This window comes from Pseudomonas sp. UMAB-40 (assembly GCF_900095275.1).
Taxonomy (GTDB): Bacteria; Pseudomonadota; Gammaproteobacteria; order Pseudomonadales; family Pseudomonadaceae; genus Aquipseudomonas; species Aquipseudomonas mandelii_B.
Genome location: NZ_LT607556.1, coordinates 86,220 through 106,778, shown reverse-complemented (window position 1 = coordinate 106,778; position 20,559 = coordinate 86,220). Strand labels below are relative to the sequence as shown.

General features: G+C 61.1%; 19 protein-coding genes, 1 other RNA gene and 1 pseudogene. 9 read left to right on the top strand and 12 right to left on the bottom strand.

From position 1 onward, the window contains the following. The first annotated feature begins 66 nt into the window (after window positions 1-66). Complete coding sequence (locus tag K0F88_RS10290) at window positions 67-387, top strand: DUF2388 domain-containing protein (protein WP_169857239.1); 321 nt, start codon at window positions 67-69, stop codon at window positions 385-387. 65 nt (window positions 388-452) lie between these two features. Here K0F88_RS10290 and K0F88_RS32325 read toward each other — a convergent pair. The 11 genes and pseudogenes from K0F88_RS32325 to K0F88_RS10240 form a co-directional block, all read right to left on the bottom strand. Continuing rightward, window positions 453-563 (bottom strand): annotated as a pseudogene (locus tag K0F88_RS32325) (metal ABC transporter ATP-binding protein); the annotation flags it as partial. 3 nt (window positions 564-566) lie between these two features. Then, complete coding sequence (gene gcvP / locus K0F88_RS10285; RefSeq protein WP_094470087.1) at window positions 567-3,440, bottom strand: aminomethyl-transferring glycine dehydrogenase; 2,874 nt, start codon at window positions 3,438-3,440, stop codon at window positions 567-569. Between the two features lie 196 nt (window positions 3,441-3,636). Then, on the bottom strand, window positions 3,637-4,020 hold the full coding sequence (gcvH, locus tag K0F88_RS10280) for a glycine cleavage system protein GcvH (RefSeq protein ID WP_219094993.1): 384 nt from the start codon (window positions 4,018-4,020) through the stop codon (window positions 3,637-3,639). Between the two features lie 49 nt (window positions 4,021-4,069). Beyond that, a complete protein-coding gene (gene gcvT / locus K0F88_RS10275; RefSeq protein ID WP_219094992.1) occupies window positions 4,070-5,152 on the bottom strand; it encodes a glycine cleavage system aminomethyltransferase GcvT in 1,083 nt (360 codons plus the stop codon). 156 nt (window positions 5,153-5,308) lie between these two features. After that, complete coding sequence (locus tag K0F88_RS10270; RefSeq protein WP_219094991.1) at window positions 5,309-6,925, bottom strand: iron ABC transporter permease; 1,617 nt, start codon at window positions 6,923-6,925, stop codon at window positions 5,309-5,311. 179 nt (window positions 6,926-7,104) lie between these two features. After that, window positions 7,105-8,109, bottom strand: coding sequence for an extracellular solute-binding protein (locus K0F88_RS10265; RefSeq protein ID WP_219094990.1), 1,005 nt, complete (start codon window positions 8,107-8,109; stop codon window positions 7,105-7,107). 249 nt (window positions 8,110-8,358) lie between these two features. Then, window positions 8,359-9,576, bottom strand: coding sequence for a 2-octaprenyl-3-methyl-6-methoxy-1,4-benzoquinol hydroxylase (locus K0F88_RS10260; protein ID WP_219095111.1), 1,218 nt, complete (start codon window positions 9,574-9,576; stop codon window positions 8,359-8,361). A 9-nt stretch (window positions 9,577-9,585) separates the two neighbouring features. Next, window positions 9,586-10,071, bottom strand: a complete 486-nt coding sequence (locus K0F88_RS10255; protein ID WP_219094989.1) for a DUF4442 domain-containing protein — start codon at window positions 10,069-10,071, stop codon at window positions 9,586-9,588. Continuing rightward, entirely contained in the window at window positions 10,064-11,251 is a 1,188-nt protein-coding gene (gene ubiH, locus K0F88_RS10250; protein ID WP_219094988.1) for a 2-octaprenyl-6-methoxyphenyl hydroxylase, read from the bottom strand. The genes K0F88_RS10255 and ubiH overlap by 8 nt, the downstream gene beginning before the upstream one ends. Beyond that, window positions 11,248-12,582 (bottom strand): Xaa-Pro aminopeptidase, encoded by a 1,335-nt coding sequence (pepP, locus tag K0F88_RS10245; RefSeq protein ID WP_219094987.1) that lies wholly within the window; start codon window positions 12,580-12,582, stop codon window positions 11,248-11,250. Before pepP ends, ubiH begins: the two co-directional genes overlap by 4 nt. Before the next feature lie 27 nt (window positions 12,583-12,609). After that, complete coding sequence (locus K0F88_RS10240) at window positions 12,610-13,170, bottom strand: YecA family protein (protein WP_219094986.1); 561 nt, start codon at window positions 13,168-13,170, stop codon at window positions 12,610-12,612. Between the two features lie 127 nt (window positions 13,171-13,297). Between K0F88_RS10240 and K0F88_RS10235 the strand changes: the two genes are divergently transcribed. The 4 genes from K0F88_RS10235 to K0F88_RS10220 all read left to right on the top strand — a co-directional run bounded on the left by K0F88_RS10235 (window position 13,298) and on the right by K0F88_RS10220 (window position 14,722). Continuing rightward, window positions 13,298-13,507: a TIGR02449 family protein gene (locus K0F88_RS10235; RefSeq protein ID WP_003213954.1), complete on the top strand. Its 210-nt coding sequence runs from the start codon at window positions 13,298-13,300 to the stop codon at window positions 13,505-13,507. Then, on the top strand, window positions 13,504-13,821 hold the full coding sequence (locus K0F88_RS10230; protein WP_007942435.1) for a cell division protein ZapA: 318 nt from the start codon (window positions 13,504-13,506) through the stop codon (window positions 13,819-13,821). Before K0F88_RS10235 ends, K0F88_RS10230 begins: the two co-directional genes overlap by 4 nt. Before the next feature lie 30 nt (window positions 13,822-13,851). Next, window positions 13,852-14,030: non-coding RNA, 6S RNA (gene ssrS, locus K0F88_RS10225), on the top strand. A gap of 86 nt (window positions 14,031-14,116) precedes the next feature. Then, a complete protein-coding gene (locus K0F88_RS10220; protein ID WP_219094985.1) occupies window positions 14,117-14,722 on the top strand; it encodes a 5-formyltetrahydrofolate cyclo-ligase in 606 nt (201 codons plus the stop codon). A 35-nt stretch (window positions 14,723-14,757) separates the two neighbouring features. Here K0F88_RS10220 and K0F88_RS10215 read toward each other — a convergent pair whose 3' ends face one another. Continuing rightward, the gene (locus K0F88_RS10215; RefSeq protein WP_007942433.1) at window positions 14,758-14,910 is read right to left on the bottom strand and encodes a hypothetical protein; all 153 of its coding nucleotides are present in this window, start codon (window positions 14,908-14,910) and stop codon (window positions 14,758-14,760) included. A gap of 201 nt (window positions 14,911-15,111) precedes the next feature. On the opposite strand from K0F88_RS10215, the gene K0F88_RS10210 reads away from it, so the two are divergent. From K0F88_RS10210 to K0F88_RS10195, 4 genes are all read left to right on the top strand, one after another. Beyond that, entirely contained in the window at window positions 15,112-15,561 is a 450-nt protein-coding gene (locus K0F88_RS10210) for an EVE domain-containing protein (RefSeq protein WP_219094984.1), read from the top strand. Window positions 15,562-15,683: 122 nt separating this feature from the next. Further along, window positions 15,684-16,649, top strand: coding sequence for an HlyD family secretion protein (locus K0F88_RS10205; protein WP_219094983.1), 966 nt, complete (start codon window positions 15,684-15,686; stop codon window positions 16,647-16,649). Beyond that, complete coding sequence (gene rbbA / locus K0F88_RS10200) at window positions 16,646-19,369, top strand: ribosome-associated ATPase/putative transporter RbbA (RefSeq protein WP_219094982.1); 2,724 nt, start codon at window positions 16,646-16,648, stop codon at window positions 19,367-19,369. Before K0F88_RS10205 ends, rbbA begins: the two co-directional genes overlap by 4 nt. Beyond that, the gene (locus K0F88_RS10195; protein WP_219094981.1) at window positions 19,369-20,487 is read left to right on the top strand and encodes an ABC transporter permease; all 1,119 of its coding nucleotides are present in this window, start codon (window positions 19,369-19,371) and stop codon (window positions 20,485-20,487) included. The genes rbbA and K0F88_RS10195 overlap by 1 nt, the downstream gene beginning before the upstream one ends. Window positions 20,488-20,559: the final 72 nt, after the last annotated feature.

Here is a 20,559-nt window from a genome sequence, read left to right as displayed (position 1 = left end):
GGCAATCATGGAACTCGATTGGGGAAATGGCGATCCAACCCCGTAGTTAACCAGTGGAGTCCCCCCATCATGCGTCTCAAACTTGCTGTCGCTACCATCGCTTTGTTGTCCCTTCCAGTCGGTTCGGCGATGGCCGATAGCTTTTGGCGTAACGTCATTTCGTCCGGTGCGACCACCGGTTCGACCTACCTGACCTTCAAGGATCACAAGCTGATCGTTGCCGCGCAGGACGATGCCGGCAGCTTCGTCGCCAGTGACGGCGGCATTCGCGGCCCATATCTGGAGGCCGCGATGCAGAAAGTACGTGCTGATAATCCGGGCCTGCAGGCGACGGACATGGAACTGGCGAATGCGATCCTGGCGAAGAACGCCGTGGCTTCGGAGTAAGCATTTCAGCCGAACAAAAAATGCCGCTCACATGAGCGGCATTTTTTTGCCTCCACACAAACCCCCTGTGGGAGCGGGCTTGCTCGCGAATGCGGTGTGTCATTCAGCATTGATGTTGGCTGGCACACCGCTTTCGCGAGCAAGCCCGCTCCCACAGGGGATATGGGTAGCCCTATAGCTCAGCGATAGTCGTCTACCGGTACGCAGGCGCAGAACAAATTCCGGTCGCCATAGACGTTATCCACCCGATTCACCACCGGCCAATATTTGTGCGCCTTGGTGTGCGCATCCGGCGTCACCGCTTGCTCGATGCTGTAAGGCCGCTCCCAGACCCCGGTGATATCGGCCAGGGTATGCGGCGCTCGCTTCAGCGGATTGTCTTCGGCTGGCCAGTTACCGTTCTGCACCTCGGTGATTTCCGCGCGAATGCTCAGCATTGCGCCGATAAACCGATCCAGTTCGGCCTTTGACTCACTCTCGGTCGGCTCGACCATCAGAGTTCCCGGCACAGGAAACGACATGGTCGGCGCATGGAAACCGTAATCCATCAGGCGCTTGGCTACGTCCTCTTCACTGATCCCGGTCAGCGCCTTCAATGGCCGCAAATCCAGAATGCATTCGTGCGCGACCCGTTCGTTGCGCCCGGCGTAGAGCACTGGAAATGCTCCGGATAAATGCTGCGCCAGGTAATTCGCCGCAAGGATCGCCACCTCGCTGGCATCCGCCAATTGCGGGCCCATCATGGCGATGTACATCCAGCTGATCGGCAAAATACTCGCACTGCCCCACGGCGCGGCGCTGACTGCGCCGTTCTGCGGCAGCGGTCCTTCAATCGGCACCACCGGGTGATTGGCGACGAACGGCGCCAAGTGTGCGCGCACACCAATAGGGCCCATGCCCGGCCCACCGCCGCCATGGGGAATGCAGAACGTCTTGTGCAGGTTCATGTGGGAGACGTCGGCGCCAATGTCCGCCGGCCGGGCCAATCCCACCTGAGCGTTGAGGTTGGCGCCATCCATGTACACCTGGCCGCCGTGGCTGTGGATAACTTCACAGATTTCGCTGATGCCTTCCTCGTACACGCCATGGGTCGACGGATACGTCGCCATCAGGCAGGCGAGTCTGTCGCCCGCGTCCGCAGCCTTGCCTTTGAGGTCATCCAGATCGACGTTACCGGCCTCATCGCACTCGACGATCACCACGCGCATCCCGGCCATCTGCGCTGAGGCCGGGTTGGTGCCGTGGGCCGAAGACGGGATCAGGCAAATGTCTCGCGCGCCCTGATGACGGCTCTCGTGATATTTGCGGATCGCCAGCAGCCCGGCGTACTCGCCTTGGGCGCCGGAGTTGGGTTGCATGCAGATCGCGTCAAAACCGGTAATCGCGCAGAGCCAGCGCTCCAGCTCCTCGATCATCAGTGAATAACCCACCGCCTGCTCTTTCGGCACAAACGGGTGCAGGTTGGCGAACTGCGGCCAGGTGATGGGGATCATCTCGCTGGTGGCGTTGAGTTTCATGGTGCAGGAGCCCAGCGGGATCATCGATTGGTTGAGCGCCAGGTCCTTGTTCTCCAGCTGCTTGAGGTAGCGCAGCATCTCGGTTTCGCTGTGATGGGCGCTGAATACCGGATGACGCAGATAAGGCGAGGTGCGCAGCAGACCTGCGGGAATGCCGGAAGCAAGGGTTTCAGCGTCCAGTTCGTCGACGTTCAGCCCATGATCGGCACCGAGGAATACATCGAACAGTTTCGCTACCGTGGTTTCGTCAGAGGTTTCGTCGAGGCTCAGCCCCAACTGCCCGCGCCCGAGAATGCGCAAATTGATCTGTGCGGCCCGGGCACTTTCGATAATTGCCGTCTGAGTGCCACCGACCTCCAGCGTCAGCGTGTCGAAAAAGTGTGTGTTGAGGCGGGTGATGCCGTGGCGCTCCAGGCCAACGGCGAGAATGCTGGTCAGCCGATGGACGCGCTGGGCAATGCGTTTGAGCCCTTCCGGACCGTGGTAGACCGCATAGAAACTGGCGATATTGGCCAGCAGCACCTGAGCGGTGCAAATGTTCGAGTTGGCCTTCTCCCGGCGGATATGTTGCTCACGGGTTTGCAGGGCCATGCGCAGGGCGACGTTGCCGCGAGCATCTTTCGACACGCCGATGATCCGCCCGGGAATCGCGCGTTTGTACTCATCGCGACTGGCAAAAAACGCCGCGTGCGGTCCGCCGTAACCCATCGGCACACCGAAACGCTGGGACGAGCCGAACACCACGTCGGCGCCCAACTCCCCCGGCGGGGTCAGCAACAGCAGGCTCAGCAGATCCGTCGCAACACAGGCCAGCGCCTGCTGGGCATGCAGATGATCAATCAATGGGCGCAGATCGCGGATCTCGCCGTGGGTGTCGGGATATTGCAGCAACGCGCCAAACACCTGGTGCTGTTTCAAGTTATCCACAGTGTCGATGATCAGCTCGAAACCGAACCCTTCGGCTCGGGTCTGCACCACGGAGATGGTTTGCGGATGGCAATTCTCATCGACGAAGAACAGATTGCTTCTGGACTTGGCGACCCGTTTGGCCAGTGCCATGGCTTCCGCCGCCGCCGTGGCTTCATCGAGCAGGGAAGCGTTGGCCAGCTCGAGACCCGTGAGGTCGATGGTCAATTGCTGGAAATTCAGCAGCGCTTCGAGCCGGCCTTGAGCGATCTCCGGCTGATAAGGGGTGTAGGCGGTGTACCAACCGGGATTTTCCAGCACGTTACGCAGAATGACGGCCGGTGTGAGGGTGCCGTGGTAACCCATGCCGATCAGGCTGGTCCAGACCTGGTTCTGCTCGGCGTACCCGCGCAGCTTGGCCAGCGCGGCTTCTTCGTCGAGGGCGGGCGGCAAATCGAGCTCGCGGTTCAGGCGGATTCCCGGCGGTACCGTCTGCTCGATCAACTCGACCCGGCTGCCGAGGCCGAGGCTGTCGAGCATCGCCTGTTGCTCGGCAGCATCGGGGCCTAGGTGGCGGCGAAGGAAGGCATTGGGGTCGCGTAACTGGCTCAAGGACGGCAACTGGGACATGACGGGCTCTCTCTTGACTGGCGCTCAACGTCGATGCAACACGGTCAAACCAGCATAGCAGCCGCTGCCGACAGCGAACCTTTGAGCGGATTGGCACTTCCCCCTGTGGGAGCGAGCAGGCTTGCTCCCACAGGGGGAAATCCGGCAGGCGAAAAAAAGCCCCGACTAGTCGGGGCTTTGGGATGACGCTTAAGGCTTACTCGCCGATGGCGGCCTTGTAGCCGGCTGCATCGAGCAGGTTGTCCAGCTCACCCTTGTCGCTAGGCTTCAGTTTGAAGATCCACGCGCCATACGGGTCGGTGTTGAGCGACTCAGGGGTAGCGCCCAAGTCTTCGTTGATCGCGATCACTTCACCGGATACCGGGGAGTAAATGTCGGATGCGGCTTTAACCGACTCAACGACACCGGATTGATCACCGGCAGCGAATACTTTTCCGACTTCGGTCAGCTCAACGAACACTACATCGCCCAAGGCTTCCTGAGCGTGATCGCTGATGCCCACGGTGACGGTGCCATCGGCTTCGAGACGGGCCCATTCGTGACTTTCAGCAAAACGCAGGTCGGCAGGGATATCGCTCATGTTCTGTGTCCTCAAGAGAATTGTCAGCGGTCGTTGCCCGCCAAAAAGGTTAGATCAAGGTTTTGCCATGGCGGACGAAGGTCGGTTTGACCACCCGGACCGGGTACCACTTGCCACGGATTTCCACTTCTGCGCGGTCGGCAGTTGCCATCGGCACGCGCGCCAGTGCTATCGACTTGCTAAGCGTAGGAGAGAAACTACCACTGGTGATCTCTCCTTCGCCAACATTGGCGATACGGACCACTTGATGAGCGCGCAAAACCCCACGCTCCTCAAGGACCAGACCGACCAGTTTGTGCTGCACACCACCCGCCCGCTCGGCTTCCAGGGCACTGCGACCGATGAACTGGCGAGTGGCCGGTTCCCAGGCAATGCTCCAGGCCATGTTCGAGGCCAGCGGTGAAACGTCTTGATGAATGTCCTGGCCGTACAGGTTCATGCCGGCTTCGACACGCAAGGTATCCCGGGCACCCAGACCGATAGGGGAAATGCCCGCACCCACCAGGTCGTTGAAAAATCCTGGGGCCTGATTGGCTGGCAGAACGATTTCAAGGCCATCTTCGCCGGTATAACCGGTACGCGCGATGAACCAGTCGCCGTCAGGCTGGCCTTCAAAAGGCTTGAGCATCTGGATCAGGTTGCCGCGGGACTGGGTCACCAGTTCGGAAATCTTGTGCCGGGCCTGAGGCCCTTGAATGGCCAGCATCGCCAGTTCGGAGCGCTCGCTGAGCTGCACATCGAAACCGTCGAGATGGGCCTGCATCCAGGCGAGGTCCTGATTGCGGGTGGAGGCGTTGACCACCAGCCGATAACCGTCCTCGAGGCGGTAGACGATCATGTCGTCGACGATGCCGCCGCGCTCGTTGAGCATCGTGCTGTACAAAGCACGGCCAGGGCTGTGCAGGCGCTCGACGTCATTGGCCAGCAAATGCTGGAGCCAGGCCTTGGCCTGTGGGCCGCCGACATCGATCACGGTCATGTGGGATACATCGAAAACCCCGCAATCGCGGCGCACCTGATGGTGTTCCTCGACCTGCGAGCCGTAATGCAGAGGCATATCCCAACCGCCAAAATCGACCATCTTCGCGCCGAGGGCGAGATGAAGGTCATACAGAGGCGTGCGCTGTCCCATGGGTTTCTCCTTCCGGGCGTGGCGAAGGTGCGGGTCGGTGCTGCACGGGGTGAAAGCCTTGAAATAGAAGGCTCTCAGCCGATCTCAGCTACCAGGTCCGTAGGACGGACCGCACCGAATGCCGCGCATTGTAGCCTCAAGGTGTAGGACTGACACCTAGGCGTTTCGATGCGCCGAACGTCGAATCAATCCGATGACCGGTAACAGCCCGACCAAAACCAGGGTCAGGGCCGGCAGAGAAGCCCTAGCCCACTCGCCTTCGCTGGTCATTTCAAAGATCCGTACCGCCAGCGTGTCCCAGCCAAACGGGCGCATCAGCAGGGTCGCGGGCATTTCCTTGAGCACATCGACGAACACCAGCAACGCGGCGCTCAACGTACCGGGCAGCAATAACGGCAGATACACTTTGAAAAACAGTCGTGGCCCACTGACCCCAAGGCTACGTGCCGCTTCGGGCAAAGATGGCCGTATTCGCGCCAGGCTGCTTTCCAGCGGTCCGTAGGCCACCGCAATGAAACGCACCAGATAGGCCAGCAACAACGCCGACAGACTGCCCAGCAGCAATGGCTTGCCCGCGCCACCGAGCCAGCCCGACAATGGGATGATCAACTCGCGATCCAGATAACTGAACGCCAGCATGATCGACACCGCCAGCACTGAACCCGGCAGGGCGTAACCGAGATTGGCCAGGCTGACACCGGAGCGGATCGCCCGGGTCGGTGCCAGTCGCCGGGCAAATGCCAGTATCAAGGCAGCGCCGACGGTGATCAGCGCCGCCATGCCGCCCAGGTACAAGGTGTGGACGATCAGCCCGGCGTAACGCTCATCCAGGTCGAAGCGCCCACGCTGCCAGAACCACACCACCAGTTGCAGCATCGGAATGACAAACGCACAGGCGAACACCAGGCCACACCAAGTCATGGCCGCCAACGCTTTGAAACCCCGCAGGTGGTACAGCGCCTGGACCCGGGGTCGCTCATTGCTCGTGTGGTTGGCCCCGCGAGCACGATGTTCGCCGTACAACACGATCATCACCACCAGCAGTAACAGGCTGGCCAGTTGCGCGGCGGTGGAGAGGCTGAAAAATCCGTACCAGGTTTTGTAGATCGCCGTGGTGAAGGTGTCGAAGTTGAACACCGACACCGCACCGAAGTCCGCCAGGGTTTCCATCAACGCCAACGCCACGCCAGCACCAATCGCTGGCCGCGCCATTGGCAAGGCGACTCGCCAGAACGCCTGCCACGGCGATTGACCCAGCACCCGCGCCGCTTCCATCAGGCCTTTGCCCTGGGCCAGGAACGCAGTGCGCGCCAGCAGGTAGACGTAGGGATAGAACACCAGCACCAGTACCAGGATGACGCCACCGGTGGAGCGCACTCTCGGTAACCTGAGACCGGTGCCGAACCATTCCCGCAGCAGGGTTTGCACGGGGCCGGCGAAATCCAGCAAGCCGACGAAGACGAAGGCCAGCACGTAAGCCGGAATGGCAAATGGCAGCATCAGCGCCCAGTCCAGCCAGCGCCGACCGGGGAATTCGCAGAGGCTGGTCAGCCAGGCGAGGCTAACGCCCAGCAGCGTGACGCCGATACCGACGCCAAGCACCAACGTCAGTGTATTGCCCAATAGGCGCGGCATCTGGGTGTCCCATAGGTGGGACCAGATTTGCTGATCGATGGTTTGCCAGGAGAAGAACAGGACACTCAGAGGCAGCAGGACCAGCGCGGCGATGGCGAAGACCAGGGGATACCAGCGGCGTTGGGCGGGGTGGGCCAAGGGGATTCTCTCGGTTTAAATGATTGTGCCCACGCTCTGCGTGGGCACACATCTGGTGACGCTCTGCGTCACGCTTCGACGCGGAGCGTCGAGGGATGCATTCCCACGCAGAGCGTGGGAACGATCAAGTCGGCAGAGATTTCGCCGACTGCATTCAGCGGCGCATTATATCGTCGGACTCAGTTCCAGCCAGCCCGATCCATCATGCGAATCGCTTCAGCCTGACGCTTGCCGGCAATTTCCACCGGTAGCGTATCCGCCACAAACTTGCCCCAGCTGGCCACTTCCGCAGACGGTTGAACCGCAGGGTTGGCCGGGAATTCCTGGTTCACGTCAGCGAAGATCTTCTGTGCTTCAGGCGTCGTCATCCACTCAACCAGGGCTTTGGCGGCTTCCGGGTGCGGTGCATGCTTGGTCAGGCCGATGCCCGACAGGTTGACGTGCACGCCACGGTCGCCCTGGTTCGGCCAGAACAGCTTCACCGCCAGGTCAGGTTTCTGCTTGTGCAGGCGGCCGTAGTAGTAAGTGTTGACGATACCGACGTCGCATTGGCCGGCGTTGATCGCTTCCAGCACGGCGATGTCATCGGAGAACACATCGGTGGACAGGTTATTCACCCAACCCTTGAGGATCTTCTCGGTTTTGTCGGCACCGTGCACTTCGATCATGGTGGCCGTCAGGGACTGGTTGTAGACCTTCTTCGCGGTACGCAGGCACAGGCGACCTTCCCAGTTTTTATCCGCCAGCCCTTCGTACGTGGTCAGCTCGCCCGGTTTCACCCGATCGGTGGAGTAGGCGATGGTCCGCGCCCGCAGGCTCAGGCCAGTCCAGGCGTGAGCGGAGGAGCGGTATTGCAGCGGGATGTTGGCGTCGATCACCTTGGAGGTAAACGGTTGCAGGATGCCCATCTGCTCGGCCTGCCAGAGGTTGCCGGCATCGACGGTCAGCAGCAGGTCGGCGGTGGCGTTCTCGCCCTCGGCCTTGATCCGCTGCATCAACGGCGCTTCCTTGTCGGTGATGAATTTCACCTGCACACCGGTTTTCGCGGTGTAGGCATCGAAGACCGGCTTGATCAGCTCGTCGATACGCGAGGAGTAAACCACCACCTCGTCAGCGGCCTGGGCAGTGGTGGTGCCGATCAGGGTCAGGGCGAGTGCAGTCAGTAGACGCTTCGGTGCCAACATGGGAGCGGTCTCTCGATTGGAAAAGTGAGGGCAAATGATAAGGACTCACATTTACCATCTCAATCGATCAGTTGGCGGAGGAGTTACCAGATGTTGCACGGTTTGAAATACAGGGTGGATGTACCGGCCCCTTCGCGGGCAAGCCCGCTCCCACAGAGATCTTCAGCGTTCACACATAATGTTGTGATCACTTGAATCCTTGTGGGAGCGGGCTTGCTCGCGAAGGGGCCATCTGCCCCGGCGAAAATCTCAGGCCTTGGCGAGCGCTGGCAAATCCCCGATCAACCCCAGCGCTTCGCGCACGAACAACGCCTTGGCTTCCGGCATCTGGTCGACCATCTTCAACCCGGCATTACGCAACCAGCGAACCGGCAACGGATCCGCCTGGAACAAACGCTCAAAGCCTTCCATCGCCGCCATCAACGCCAGGTTGTGCGGCATGCGCCGACGCTCGTAACGACTGAGCACCTTCACATCCGCCAACCGCTCGCCACGCTCCGCCGCTTGCAGCAGCACTTCGGCCAGCACGGCGGCATCGAGGAAACCGAGGTTGACGCCCTGCCCGGCCAGCGGATGGATGGTGTGCGCCGCATCGCCGATCAGCGCCAAACCTTCAGCCACATAACGCTTGGCATGGCGCTGGCGCAGTGGCACGCACAGACGCGGGTCGGCGCTGAGCACCGTGCCGAGTCGGCCTTCGAAGGCCCGCTCCAGCTCTTTACAGAAACCTTCGTCGCCGAGCGCCATCAGCCGTTCGGCTTCGCTCGGCGTGGTCGACCAGACGATCGAACACCAATCCTGCTGACCATCGCGCTCCAGCGGCAGAAACGCCAATGGACCGTTGTCGGTGAAGCGCTGCCACGCGGTCATTTGATGAGGTTTGGAGCTGCGCACGCTGGTGACAATCGCATGGTGCAGATAGTCCCACTCGCGCGTCGCCACGCCGGTCAGGCGCCGCACCGCCGAGTTGGCGCCATCCGCCGCAATCACCAGGGGTGCGCGCAAGGTGCGGCCATCGGCCAGGGTCAGCAGCCAGTCGTCGCCGGAGCGGCGCATCTGCTCCAGGCGCGCATTGGCCAGCATCCCGAGGTCGCAGTCGTGCAGACGATCCAGCAAGGCATCCTGAACCACGCGGTTCTCGACGATATGGCCCAGGACGTCGGCATGCACACTGGCGGCCGAGAAACGGATCTGCCCGGTGCCGCTGCCGTCCCAGACGTGCATGTCGGTGTAGGGGCTGCTGCGCCGATTGGCGATGCCATCCCACACGCCCAGGCGCTCGAGAATTCGCTGGCTGGCCGCCGACAAGGCGCTCACCCGAGGTTCGAACGGCGCCTGGACATCGAAGGGTTTGACGCTCATCGGACTGCCGTCCAGCAGCAGAACTTCCAGCCCGCTGTCCTGCAGCGCCAGCGCCAGGGCGCTGCCGACCATTCCGGCCCCGACAATCAGCAGATCTGCGCGCATTTCCATGCTTTAAGCCTGTCTCGCTTGCGGTTTGAGCCGCACGTAAAGGGTTTTCTGCACCCGCGCCACCAGGGCGCCGGCACCGTCATGAATATCGACCTGCAACTGCGGCAGGTATTTTTCGCCGTTCGCTGTCTGTCGGCGGATCTCGTCGAGCAAGGTCTCGTCGATGCTGAAGCGGGCAAACACCGGGCCTTTACCAGGCGCGATGAAATCGATGTCAGCGGCCTTGTCCCAGACGATGAACCGGCGACCGAGGTTCTCCATCAGCATCAGCATGTAGAACGGGTCGACCATCGAATACAGGCTGCCGCCAAACTGGGTACCGACATAATTGCGGTTGTACCAACTCAGGCCCATGGACACTTGAATGTCCCGGAAGTCATCGCTGATGTGCTGCACCCGCACCCCGGCGCCGAGGTACGGCGGGTAGAAGGTCATGAACCACCGCATCAACCGCGCTTTGCCGAATGTGTCAGTCAGCCACTTAAGCATCAGGACGCGTACCCAGGCCCATGGCTTGCCGGGCGAACCAGCGCTTGGCCGGCGGCAGCAGATCGAGACCGAGCAGACCAATGTTACGGCCCAGCGAAACCAGTGGCTGGGTGCTGCCGAACAAACGGGTCACCTGATCGGAGAACCCCACGGTCAGGTTCTGATCCATGCGCTGACGCTCGCGATAAGCCTGCAAGGTCGCGAAGTCACCGGGCGATGTGTCGCTCGCCAGCAGCGCATCGGCCAGGGCTTGAGCATCACGCAGCGACAGGTTGAAACCCTGGCCGGCAATCGGGTGCAGGCTGTGGGCGGCGTTGCCAAGAATCGCCAGGTGCGGACGCACTTGCTCTTCGGCTTCGATCAGTGTCAACGGGTAGAGATGCCGCGCGCCCACCTGCTTCAGGGTGCCGAGGCGATAACCGAACACGCCCTGCAACTCACTAAGGAAGCTACGCTCATCCAGCGCCGCCAAGCGTTGCGCGTCCATGCCCAATCGGGTCCAGACCAGGGCGCAGCGGTTGTCCGGCAGCGGCAACAACGCCATCGGGCCGTCGTCGGTGAAGCGCTCGAAGGCCATGCCGTTGTGCGCTTCGCTCGGCGTGATGTTGGCGATCAGCGCGCTCTGGTTGTACGGACGCTTTTTGATGCCGATGCCCAATTGCTCGCGCAGACCGGATCGGCCGCCATCAGCGAGCACGGCGAGGTCGCATTCCAGGGTGGTTTCATCGTTGAGGGTCAGGCGATAGCCATCGGTCAGCGGTTCCATGCGCATGACTTCCGCCGGGCAGCGCCAGCTGATGACGTCCTTGTCCAGGCCCTGCCAGAGGCATTGGCCGAGCCAGGCGTTTTCCACCACATAACCCAGCGCCGGAACGCCCTCTTCCATCGCTGACAAACGTGCGGTGGAGAAACGTCCACGGTCGGAGACATGAATCTGCTTGATCGGCTCGGCGCGGCGGGAGATTTCCTGCCACACGCCCAACCGTTGATAAATCTGTTTGGCCCCGTAGGACAGCGCCGAAGAACGAGCGTCATAGCTCGGCTGATACGTATCGCCGGGGGCAAACGGCTCGATCAGCACGATCTTCCAGCCACGGGCCTTGGCCCCGGCCTGCAACGCCAACGCCAGGCTGGCGCCGACCAGACCACCACCGATAATGGCCAGATTGACTCGACTCATGCCGCTTGTGTCCGCGCGGCGGCCATCAAGGCCTCGATCTCGGCGACCGTTTTCGGCACGCCTTGGGTCAGGATTTCACAACCGTTTTTGGTGACCACCACGTCGTCCTCGATGCGCACGCCAATGCCGCGCCATTTCTTCGCTACGTTCTGGTTGTCCGGGGCAATGTAGATGCCCGGTTCCACAGTGAGCGCCATGCCGACTTCCAGCACCCGCCATTCGCCGCCGACCTTGTATTCGCCGACGTCATGCACATCCATGCCCAGCCAATGGCCGGCGCGATGCATGTAAAACGCCTTATAGGCTTCGCTGGCGATCAACTCGTCGACGTCGCCCTGCAACAGGCCCAACTTCACCAGACCGGTGGTAATCACCCGGACCGTGGCTTCGTGCGCCTGGTTCCAGTGTTTGTTCGGGGCGATTTCGGCGAAGGCGGCTTCTTGCGACGCCAGCACCAACTCGTAAATCGCTTTCTGCTCCGCTGAATACTTGCCGTTGACCGGCCAGGTACGGGTGATGTCGCTGGCGTAGCAGTCGATCTCGCAACCGGCATCGATCAGCACAAGATCGCCGTCCTTGAGCACGGCGTCATTCTGCTGGTAATGCAGGATGCAGCTGTTGCGCCCGGCGGCGACGATCGAGCCGTAGGCCGGCATCTTCGCCCCGCCCTTGCGGAACTCGTAATCGAGTTCGGCTTCGAGGCTGAACTCATGCAGCCCGGCCCGACTGGCCTGCATCGCCCGGATATGCGCCTGAGCGGAAATCCGTGCGGCTTCGCGCATCACCTTCACTTCTGCCGCCGATTTATACAGGCGCATGTCATGCAGCAGATGATCCAGGGCAACGTATTCGTTCGGAGGCTGGGCGCCGAGGTGCGCTTTAGAGCGGATCACGTTGATCCACTCCATCAGGTGCCGGTCGAATTCCGGGTTGCTGCCCATCGCCGAATACACCCGGTCGCGCCCTTCGATCAGGCCCGGCAGGATGTCGTCGATGTCGGTGATGGGAAACGCATCGTCGGCGCCGAAGTCGCGGATCGCGCCTTCCTGGCCGGCGCGCAGGCCGTCCCACAGTTCTCGCTCGGCGTTGCGTTCACGGCAGAACAGAATGTACTCGCCATGTTCGCGACCGGGCATCAGCACGATGACGGCCTGAGGCTCGGGGAAGCCGCTGAGGTACTGGAAGTCGCTGTCCTGCCGATAGACGTGCTCGACGTCGCGGTTGCGGATGGCCACCGCGGCGGCGGGCAGGATGGCGATACTGTTGGGTTCCATCTGCGCCATCAGGGCCTTGCGGCGACGGCTGTATTCCGATTTCGGGATATGAATCATGGGCAGATGGCGTTCCCTGGCAAACGATTAATGCAGCGACGGCTTGGCAGCTGGCGGCACGTCGGCTTTTTTGGTTTCGGAGAACAGCAGCAGCGGCGCAACGCGCAGGTATTCCATCACTTCCATGTAGTCGCTTTCGCCGTCTTCGGACTCTTCCAGGGCATCTTGCACCTGGGAAATAGCCGCCAGATCCTGCAAGACTTCAGTGGCTTCGGTGCTCAGCATGCTGCTGTCTCGGCAGTTCAGGCCGAAACCGCTGAGGAAGCCCTGGCACCATTGGCCCAGTGCCGCGGCACGGTCAGCCAGCGGAGCGTCATCGGTCGGCAGCAGCAGAACGACGGTCACGTCGTCGCCGGTGAGCTCGCCCTTGACCATCTCCTGCAAGCCGATCAAGGCGTTGCGGACATTATCCTCTGGTGCGTTTTCGAGCAGCTCGGCGGCATCGATCAACCATTCTTCTGCATTGAAGCCGGCACCGGCGCAACTGCGGCCGAGCAGCAGGCCATGCAGTTCGGCAGGCGAGACGTTATGACCGCTGGAAGTCAGCAGGGTGGCGAAGGCTTGGTACGGGGAATTCTGAATGGGCATGGGCAGCTAGGCGCCAGACGGCGCTATGTCTAGAATGAAGGCCTTGTATCCTACATCGACAGACTCGCCAAGACTATTAAAGGCTGTCCGCCATCTACCATCCATCAGACCTAATTCAGTGGACACAATGGAAGACACCGACCTGCAAGCGCTGATGGCCAGACTCGAACTGCTAATTAATCGGGTCGAGCAACTTAAGAGTCAAAACGGACTCCTATTAGCTCAGGAAAAAACCTGGCGCGAGGAACGCGCTCACCTCATTGAAAAGAACGAAATCGCCCGGCGTAAGGTCGAATCAATGATTTCGCGCCTCAAGGCCCTGGAGCAAGACTCATGAGTTCAAGCAATAGCGTTACCGTGCAGATCCTCGATAAAGAGTATTCGATCATCTGCCCCCAGGAAGAACGCAGCAACCTGGTGAGCGCCGCCCGTTACCTGGACGGGAAGATGCGTGAAATCCGCAGCAGCGGCAAAGTCATCGGCGCCGACCGCATCGCCGTGATGGCCGCGCTGAACATCACGCACGATCTTCTGCACAAGGAAGAACGCCCGGATGTGCAGGCCAGCGGCTCGACTCGCGAGCAGGTTCGCGACCTGCTGGATCGCGTCGATCTGGTGCTCGCCACCGATCCGGACGTCACCAAGGGCTGAAACACGAAACCGCTTGGGGTATACTCGCAACACTCCCTGGGGTGCTTGCCAGTTGACCACGTCCCTGAGCCGATTCGCACTACCCTGGAGGCTGCACGTTGGGCTGGTGTGCATGTCCGCTAGACGGAAAGCCTTAAAGCCTACTGCATCTTCCACCTTGAACTTTCGGGTTCAAGGGCTAAGTCAGCAGCGGTTCATCCGGGGAGCCTGATTCCAGTCCGATGCCGGTTTAAATACCGGCATCGGCTTTTTTACGGGTACGCTTTACCTATCCGTCCTGCCGAAGCCTGAATCCATGACCGAACCTGCGTTGCTGCCCCGCCCGCAACTTCGACGCATGCTGCGCAAGGCCCGCCGCGCACTGACCCCCAGTCAGCAACGCCAGGCGGCTCGCGGGCTGTACAAGCAATTAGCCCAGCAGCCGCTGTTTCGCCGCGCCAAACATATTTCTCTTTATCTGCCCACCGACGGTGAAATCGACCCGCGTATTTTGCTGCGTGCCGCTCAGCGTCGAGGCAAGGCAACGTATCTACCGGTGTTGAGTGCCTGGCCGCGAACCAAAATGGTGTTCCAGCGGATTCGTCCCGGTGAAAAACTCAAACCCAACCGCTTTCGTATTCTCGAACCCCGGCACAACCTCGCCCGCCAGCGCAAAGTCTGGGCGCTGGACCTGGTGTTGTTGCCATTGGTGGGATTTGACGACGTCGGCGGCCGCCTGGGAATGGGCGGCGGTTTCTACGATCGAAGCCTCGCCTACCTGGCGCGCAGAAAAAACTGGCGCAAACCGACGCTGCTGGGCCTGGCCCATGAATGTCAGAAAGTAGAACGTTTGGCTCAGGCGAGCTGGGATGTGCCGTTGCAAGGAACGGTTACAGACAAGGCGTGGTATTTCGCAGGCTAGACGCCACTGGAGTCAGCGGCGTCCGAAAGACAGGCTCAGCGCTTGAAGGCCGACGGCTGTTGTTGCTGTGCGATTTCGATTGGCGCGTCAGTCTTGTTGTTCCACAGGCTTTGGGCATAGCCGGTGGTCACGACGCCGAGGCCGAACAAAATAACCAAAATCCATAGTAAATCCGGTTTGCGTTTCATCGATTGCCCCCCAAAGGCACATCAACACGATGACAGCAGCGGTTTCCGTTATAGGTGTAGGCCGTGCAGCAGCGTCAAGCTTAGAAGGCCGGCATTTTGCGACAACGTGAACTGACACGCAAACGCTGGCGTCAACCGACTGTCGGTTTGTCATAAAATTGCCCGACAACTTGCCCACTCACCTCGCAAGGAGCAAAAACCATGGCCCATTGGCTGATGAAATCCGAGCCCGATGAACTCTCCATCAAAGACCTGGCGAAGCTTGGCAAAGCGCGCTGGGACGGGGTTCGCAACTATCAGGCGCGTAATTTTTTGCGGGCGATGGCAGTGGGCGACGAGTTTTTCTTCTATCACTCCAGTTGCCCGGAGCCCGGGATTGCCGGGATCGGAAAGATTATTCAAGCGGCGTATCCGGACCCAACGGCGCTGGAGCCGGAAAGTCATTACTACGATCCAAAGGCCACGCCAGAGAAAAACGCCTGGAGCGCGATTGACGTTGCGCATGTCGAGACGTTTGCCAAGGTGTTGAAGCTGGATTACTTGAAGCAGCAGACGGCGTTGGCCGAGATGCCGCTGGTGCAGAAAGGCTCGCGACTGTCGGTGATGCCCGTTACCGCCGAGCAATGGGCAGCGGTGCTGGGCCTGCGCTGAAAAAAGCTGCACTGCCCGCCGCTCTGACCTGGATCGGTCAGGCGTGACACCCAGTTGACAGATATCAAGTCGGCCCGCCGCTTGCCTGTCAGACTACGATGCTACAGACGCAGGATGCCGACATGTCGATTCACAGCCGCTCTTCACTTTTTTTCGCCTTTTTACTGGGGGCTTTGCTCCTGGCCGCTGGGGGGTTTGGTTATTGGAAGTCGACCCTTAGCCGACTGCCCGAAGGGTTGTATGTCGGTAATGGTCGACTTGAAGCCACTGAAGTGCAGATCGCCAGCAAAACACCCGGACGGCTGGCCGAAGTCCTGGTGGATGAAGGCGACAAGGTGACCAAGGGTCAACTGCTGGCACGCATGGACACCCGGACCCTTGAAGCCCAGCGCAACCAGGCTGAAGCCGAAGTGATACGCGCCCGGGAAAACCTCAATGCCGCCCAGGCCAATGTGCAACTGCGCCAGAGCGAGCAACGGCTTGCCCATCAAGAGCTCAACCGCTCCCAGGAATTGTTCAAGCGCGGTTTCTCCAGTGGCCAGATCATCGATCAACAGCAGTCGCGCTTCGACACCGGCAACGCGGCCGTCACCGCCGCCCGTGCGCAGGTGTCCGCCGTCGGCGCAGCCATTGGCGCGGCAAAGGCACAAGTCGCTCAGCTGACCAGCGAAATTGACGACAGCAGCCTGCGGGCGCCCATTGACGGGGTGATCCAGCTGCGCATGGCCGAACCCGGCGAAGTCCTCGGTGCCGGTGGGCGGGTATTGTTGCTGATTGATCCCAACGATCAGTACATGAACCTCTATCTCGCCGCCTCCGTCGTCGGACGCCTGGCGGTCGGTGATGAAGCGCGGATCTTGCTGGACGCCCTGCCCGGCCAGCCGTTGCCGGCGAAAATCAGCTTCGTGGCGGCCAAATCGCAGTTCACACCCAAAGAAGTCGAGACCCGCGACGAACGTCAGAAACTGGTGTTTCGGGTCAAGCTCCGCCTGACCCAACCCAGCAGCGCGCCCCAGGCCAAACCGGGAATGCCCGGTAACGGCTACGTGCGCACCGCGCCCATTGGCTGGCCGGCCAATCTTCAATGACCGGCCTGGCGCTGCATGCCGAAGGCCTTCAGCACCATTATGGCCAACAGCAGGTGCTGACCGACATCACGTTCAGCCTGCCTGCCGGCACCCGGTGCGGGTTGATCGGTCCGGACGGCGCGGGGAAATCCAGCCTGCTGGGATTGATCGCCGGCGTGAAGACGCTGCAAGACGGCCAACTGGACGTGCTCGGCGGCTCGATCAAGGACCGCCGCCACCGTAACAGCCTCTACTCGCGAATCGCGTTCATGCCTCAAGGCCTGGGCGGCAACCTGTATCCCGAGCTGTCGATCAGCGAGAACATTCACTTCTTCGCCACCTTGTTCGGGCTGTCCGGGGCCGAATGCGATCAGCGCATGCAAAGTCTGCTGCTCGCCACCGATCTCCTGCGATTTGCCGAGCGCCCGGCGGGCAAGTTATCGGGCGGGATGAAACAGAAGCTCGGCCTCTGTTGTGCGCTGATTCATGAACCCGACCTGCTGATCCTCGATGAACCGACCACCGGTGTCGATCCGTTGTCCCGGCGGCGCTTCTGGGAGTTGATTGATGACGTCCGCCGTCAACGCCCGCAATTGACGCTGCTGGTTGCCACCGCCTACATGGAAGAGGCCGAGCAATTCGAACACTGCCTGATGCTCGATGGCGGCAAACTGATCGCCGCCGGTTTGACCCGCGATCTCGCGGCGACGACCCCCAGCGGCAAGCTCGATGAAGCCTTTACCCACTTTCAGGGCGACACCGGCCGTGACAACCAGCCGCTGGTGATCCCTGCCCGGACCAACGCCACGGCCGACATTGCCATCGAAGCCCATGACCTGACCCTGCGCTTCGGCGATTTCACGGCGGTGGACAAGGTTAGCTTCGCCATCGGCCGCGGCGAGATCTTCGGGTTTCTGGGCTCCAATGGCTGCGGCAAAACTACCACCATGAAAGTGCTCACCGGGCTGATCCCGGCCAGCGAAGGCAGCGCCACGCTGCTGGGCAACCCAGTGAACGCCAAGGATCTGGCCACCCGCAAGCGCGTCGGGTTCATGTCCCAGAGCTTCTCGCTCTATGGCGAGCTCAGCGTGCGGCAGAATCTGGATTTGCACGCCCGGTTGTTCGATTTGCCCAAGGCCGAGAGCGCGCAACGCATCGACGAGTTGATCCAGCGCTTCAACCTGGGCAGCGTCGCTCATCAGCCATCCGGAGCACTGCCCCTGGGCCTGCGCCAACGGCTATCCCTGGCGGTGGCGGTGCTGCATCGCCCGGAAGTGCTAATCCTCGACGAACCGACCTCCGGCGTCGACCCGGCCGCACGGGATGATTTCTGGCGGCTGCTGATCGAATTGTCCCGCGAACAGGGCGTGACGATTTTCCTGTCCACGCATTTCATGAACGAAGCCCAGCGCTGCGACCGCATCTCGCTGATGCACGCCGGCAAGGTCCTCGCCTGCGACACCCCGGCAGCCCTGCAACTGCAGTTCAAGGGCCAGACACTGGAGGCGGCGTTCGTCACCTGCCTCGAGCAGGCCCAAGGCCCGATCGCGGCGGCAGCACCGCCAGCGCCCATCGACACGACGCTCGCACCGGCCGCCCCGATGCAAGATAGCCGCTTCAGTTTTGGACGGTTGCGGGCGCTGGCGAGTCGTGAAAGCAAGGAGTTGCTGCGCGATAAAGTACGCATGGCCTTTGCCTTGCTCGGGGCGATGTTCATGATGGTGATTTTCGGCTACGGCATTTCCCTGGATGTGGAAAAACTCGCCTTCGCGGTTTACGACCAGGACCAGACGCCACAAAGCCGGGCGTATCTGGAGGCTTTCCGCAGCTCCCGTTACTTCGATGAACAACCGCCCATCCGCGATGCAGCGCAATTGCATCGACGATTACAGCGCTCGGAAATCAAACTGGCGCTGGAGATCCCACCAGGATTTGGCCGAGACCTGTTCGCCGGTCGCCAACCGGCTGTCGCGGCCTGGTTCGATGGTGGTATGCCGTTTCGCGCCGAGACCAGCCGCAATTACGTGGAAGCGGTACACCAGGCCAACCTGGTGCAATTGGCCGAGCAGTCCAGCCCCGCACTGAACCGACAAGCGGTCGCCAAACTGGAAACCCGCTTCCGCTACAACCAGGATGTCGTCAGCGTCAACGCCATCGGTCCCGGGGTGATGGCGCTGATCCTGGCGTTCATCCCGGCCATGCTGACGGCACTGGGTATCGTGCGGGAGAAAGAACTGGGCTCGATCACCAACTTCTACGCCACACCGCTGACGCGACTGGAGTTCCTGTTAGGTAAGCAAGCGCCGTATCTGGCCATCAGTCTGATCAACCTCGCCGTCCTGACAGCCATGAATCGCTGGCTGTTCGGCGTGCCTTTCAAGGGCAGCGCCCTGACCCTGGCCTTCGGCGGACTGCTCTACGTGCTGGCGACCACCAGCATGGGCCTGTTGATTTCGGCGTTCACCCGAACCCAGATTGCCGCCATTCTCGGCACCATGATCATTACCAGTCTGCCGACCATTCAGTTTTCCGGCTTGATCGTGCCGCGCTCGTCCCTTGATGGCGCGGCCGCAGTCATGGGGATGCTGTTTCCGGCGGGTTACTTCCTCGATATAGCAGTTGGCACGTTTACCAAGGCCCTGGACATCCGACAGTTGTGGCCGCAATGCCTGGCACTGTTCGGGTTCTTCCTGGGGTTTACCGGCCTTAGTCTGGCCATGCTGAAAAAGCAGGAGGCCTGATGCACAAGCTTGCGCACATCCTGCGTCTTGGCCTCAAGGAACTCACAAGCCTGCGACACGACAGCGTGTTGCTGCTGTTCCTGTTCTACGCCTTCACCGTCGCGATCTACATGCCGGCCGCGGGTTCGGTGATCGGCGTGCACAACGCCAGCGTGGCCATGGTCGATGAAGATCACAGCCACCTGTCACGACAATTGGCGCAAGCCCTGCAGCCACCGGAATTCCAGGCGCCGGTGTCGTTGCCGTATGAACAACTGGACGACGTGCTGGACAGCGGGCGATATACCTTCGTCATCAATGTCCCGGCAAATTTCCAGGCAGATCTGTTGGCTGGCCGCCAGCCAGCGGTGCAGGTCAACGTCGACGCCACCGCCATGAGCCAGGCGTTTATGGGGGCGGGCTACATCGGACGAATTTTCCAGCGCGAATTGCTGACCTACAGTGACCAGGACGATGCGGCGAGCAAAGCTCCCGTGCTGTTGACCACGAGAGCGCTGTTCAATACCAACCTGGAGGGCGGCTGGTTCCTGGCGGTGATTCAAATCGTCAACAACATCACCATCCTCGCCATCATCCTGACCGGCACAGCGTTGCTGCGTGAGCGCGAACACGGCACCCTCGACCATTTGCTGGTGCTGCCCCTCACGGCGCTTGAAATCATGCTGGCGAAAATCTGGAGCAACATGCTGGTGGTGGTGCTGTGCACCTGGGTGTCGCTGGAGGTGATCGTCAAAGGCGCACTCGGCGTGCCGCTGGCCGGTTCCATGACCCTGTTCTTGCTGGTGACAGCCGTTTATCTGTTCGCCAGCACAGCGCTGGGAATATTCCTCGCAACCCTCGCCCGCTCGACACCGCAATTCGGCCTGCTGGCAATTCCGGTGATCATCCCGATGTTGCTGCTCTCCGGCGGCAGTACGCCGCTCGACAGCATGCCGCAATGGCTGCAATGGGTTATGCAGGGCTCGCCATCGACGCACTTCGTCAGCCTGAGTGCCGCGATCCTGTTTCGCGACGCGGGTATCAATGTGGTGTGGCCGGACTTGCTGGCATTGAGCGCCATTGGCCTGCTGTTTTTTAGCGTTGCGCTGATGCGGTTTCGCAAAAGCCTGGCGTCTTGAATCGCGGGCAAGCCGGTGCCCACAGGGTTCTGTGCAGGTCCTGTGGGAGCGGGCTTGCTCGCGAAGAAGCCG

Excerpts from the sequence above, each read along its gene's own strand:
- gcvP (WP_094470087.1), bottom strand. The coding sequence starts at position 3,440 with ATGTCCCAGTTGCCGTCCTTGAGCCAGTTACGCGACCCCAATGCCTTC.
- gcvH (WP_219094993.1), bottom strand. The coding sequence starts at position 4,020 with ATGAGCGATATCCCTGCCGACCTGCGTTTTGCTGAAAGTCACGAATGG.
- K0F88_RS10210 (WP_219094984.1), top strand. The coding sequence starts at position 15,112 with ATGGCCCATTGGCTGATGAAATCCGAGCCCGATGAACTCTCCATCAAA.
- pepP (WP_219094987.1), bottom strand. The coding sequence starts at position 12,582 with ATGATTCATATCCCGAAATCGGAATACAGCCGTCGCCGCAAGGCCCTG.
- K0F88_RS10195 (WP_219094981.1), top strand. The coding sequence starts at position 19,369 with ATGCACAAGCTTGCGCACATCCTGCGTCTTGGCCTCAAGGAACTCACA.
- rbbA (WP_219094982.1), top strand. The coding sequence starts at position 16,646 with ATGACCGGCCTGGCGCTGCATGCCGAAGGCCTTCAGCACCATTATGGC.
- K0F88_RS10230 (WP_007942435.1), top strand. The coding sequence starts at position 13,504 with ATGAGTTCAAGCAATAGCGTTACCGTGCAGATCCTCGATAAAGAGTAT.
- K0F88_RS10215 (WP_007942433.1), bottom strand. The coding sequence starts at position 14,910 with ATGAAACGCAAACCGGATTTACTATGGATTTTGGTTATTTTGTTCGGC.
- K0F88_RS10255 (WP_219094989.1), bottom strand. The coding sequence starts at position 10,071 with ATGCTTAAGTGGCTGACTGACACATTCGGCAAAGCGCGGTTGATGCGG.
- K0F88_RS10240 (WP_219094986.1), bottom strand. The coding sequence starts at position 13,170 with ATGCCCATTCAGAATTCCCCGTACCAAGCCTTCGCCACCCTGCTGACT.
- K0F88_RS10220 (WP_219094985.1), top strand. The coding sequence starts at position 14,117 with ATGACCGAACCTGCGTTGCTGCCCCGCCCGCAACTTCGACGCATGCTG.
- K0F88_RS10235 (WP_003213954.1), top strand. The coding sequence starts at position 13,298 with ATGGAAGACACCGACCTGCAAGCGCTGATGGCCAGACTCGAACTGCTA.
- K0F88_RS10265 (WP_219094990.1), bottom strand. The coding sequence starts at position 8,109 with ATGTTGGCACCGAAGCGTCTACTGACTGCACTCGCCCTGACCCTGATC.
- K0F88_RS10205 (WP_219094983.1), top strand. The coding sequence starts at position 15,684 with ATGTCGATTCACAGCCGCTCTTCACTTTTTTTCGCCTTTTTACTGGGG.
- gcvT (WP_219094992.1), bottom strand. The coding sequence starts at position 5,152 with ATGGGACAGCGCACGCCTCTGTATGACCTTCATCTCGCCCTCGGCGCG.
- K0F88_RS10260 (WP_219095111.1), bottom strand. The coding sequence starts at position 9,576 with ATGCGCGCAGATCTGCTGATTGTCGGGGCCGGAATGGTCGGCAGCGCC.
- ubiH (WP_219094988.1), bottom strand. The coding sequence starts at position 11,251 with ATGAGTCGAGTCAATCTGGCCATTATCGGTGGTGGTCTGGTCGGCGCC.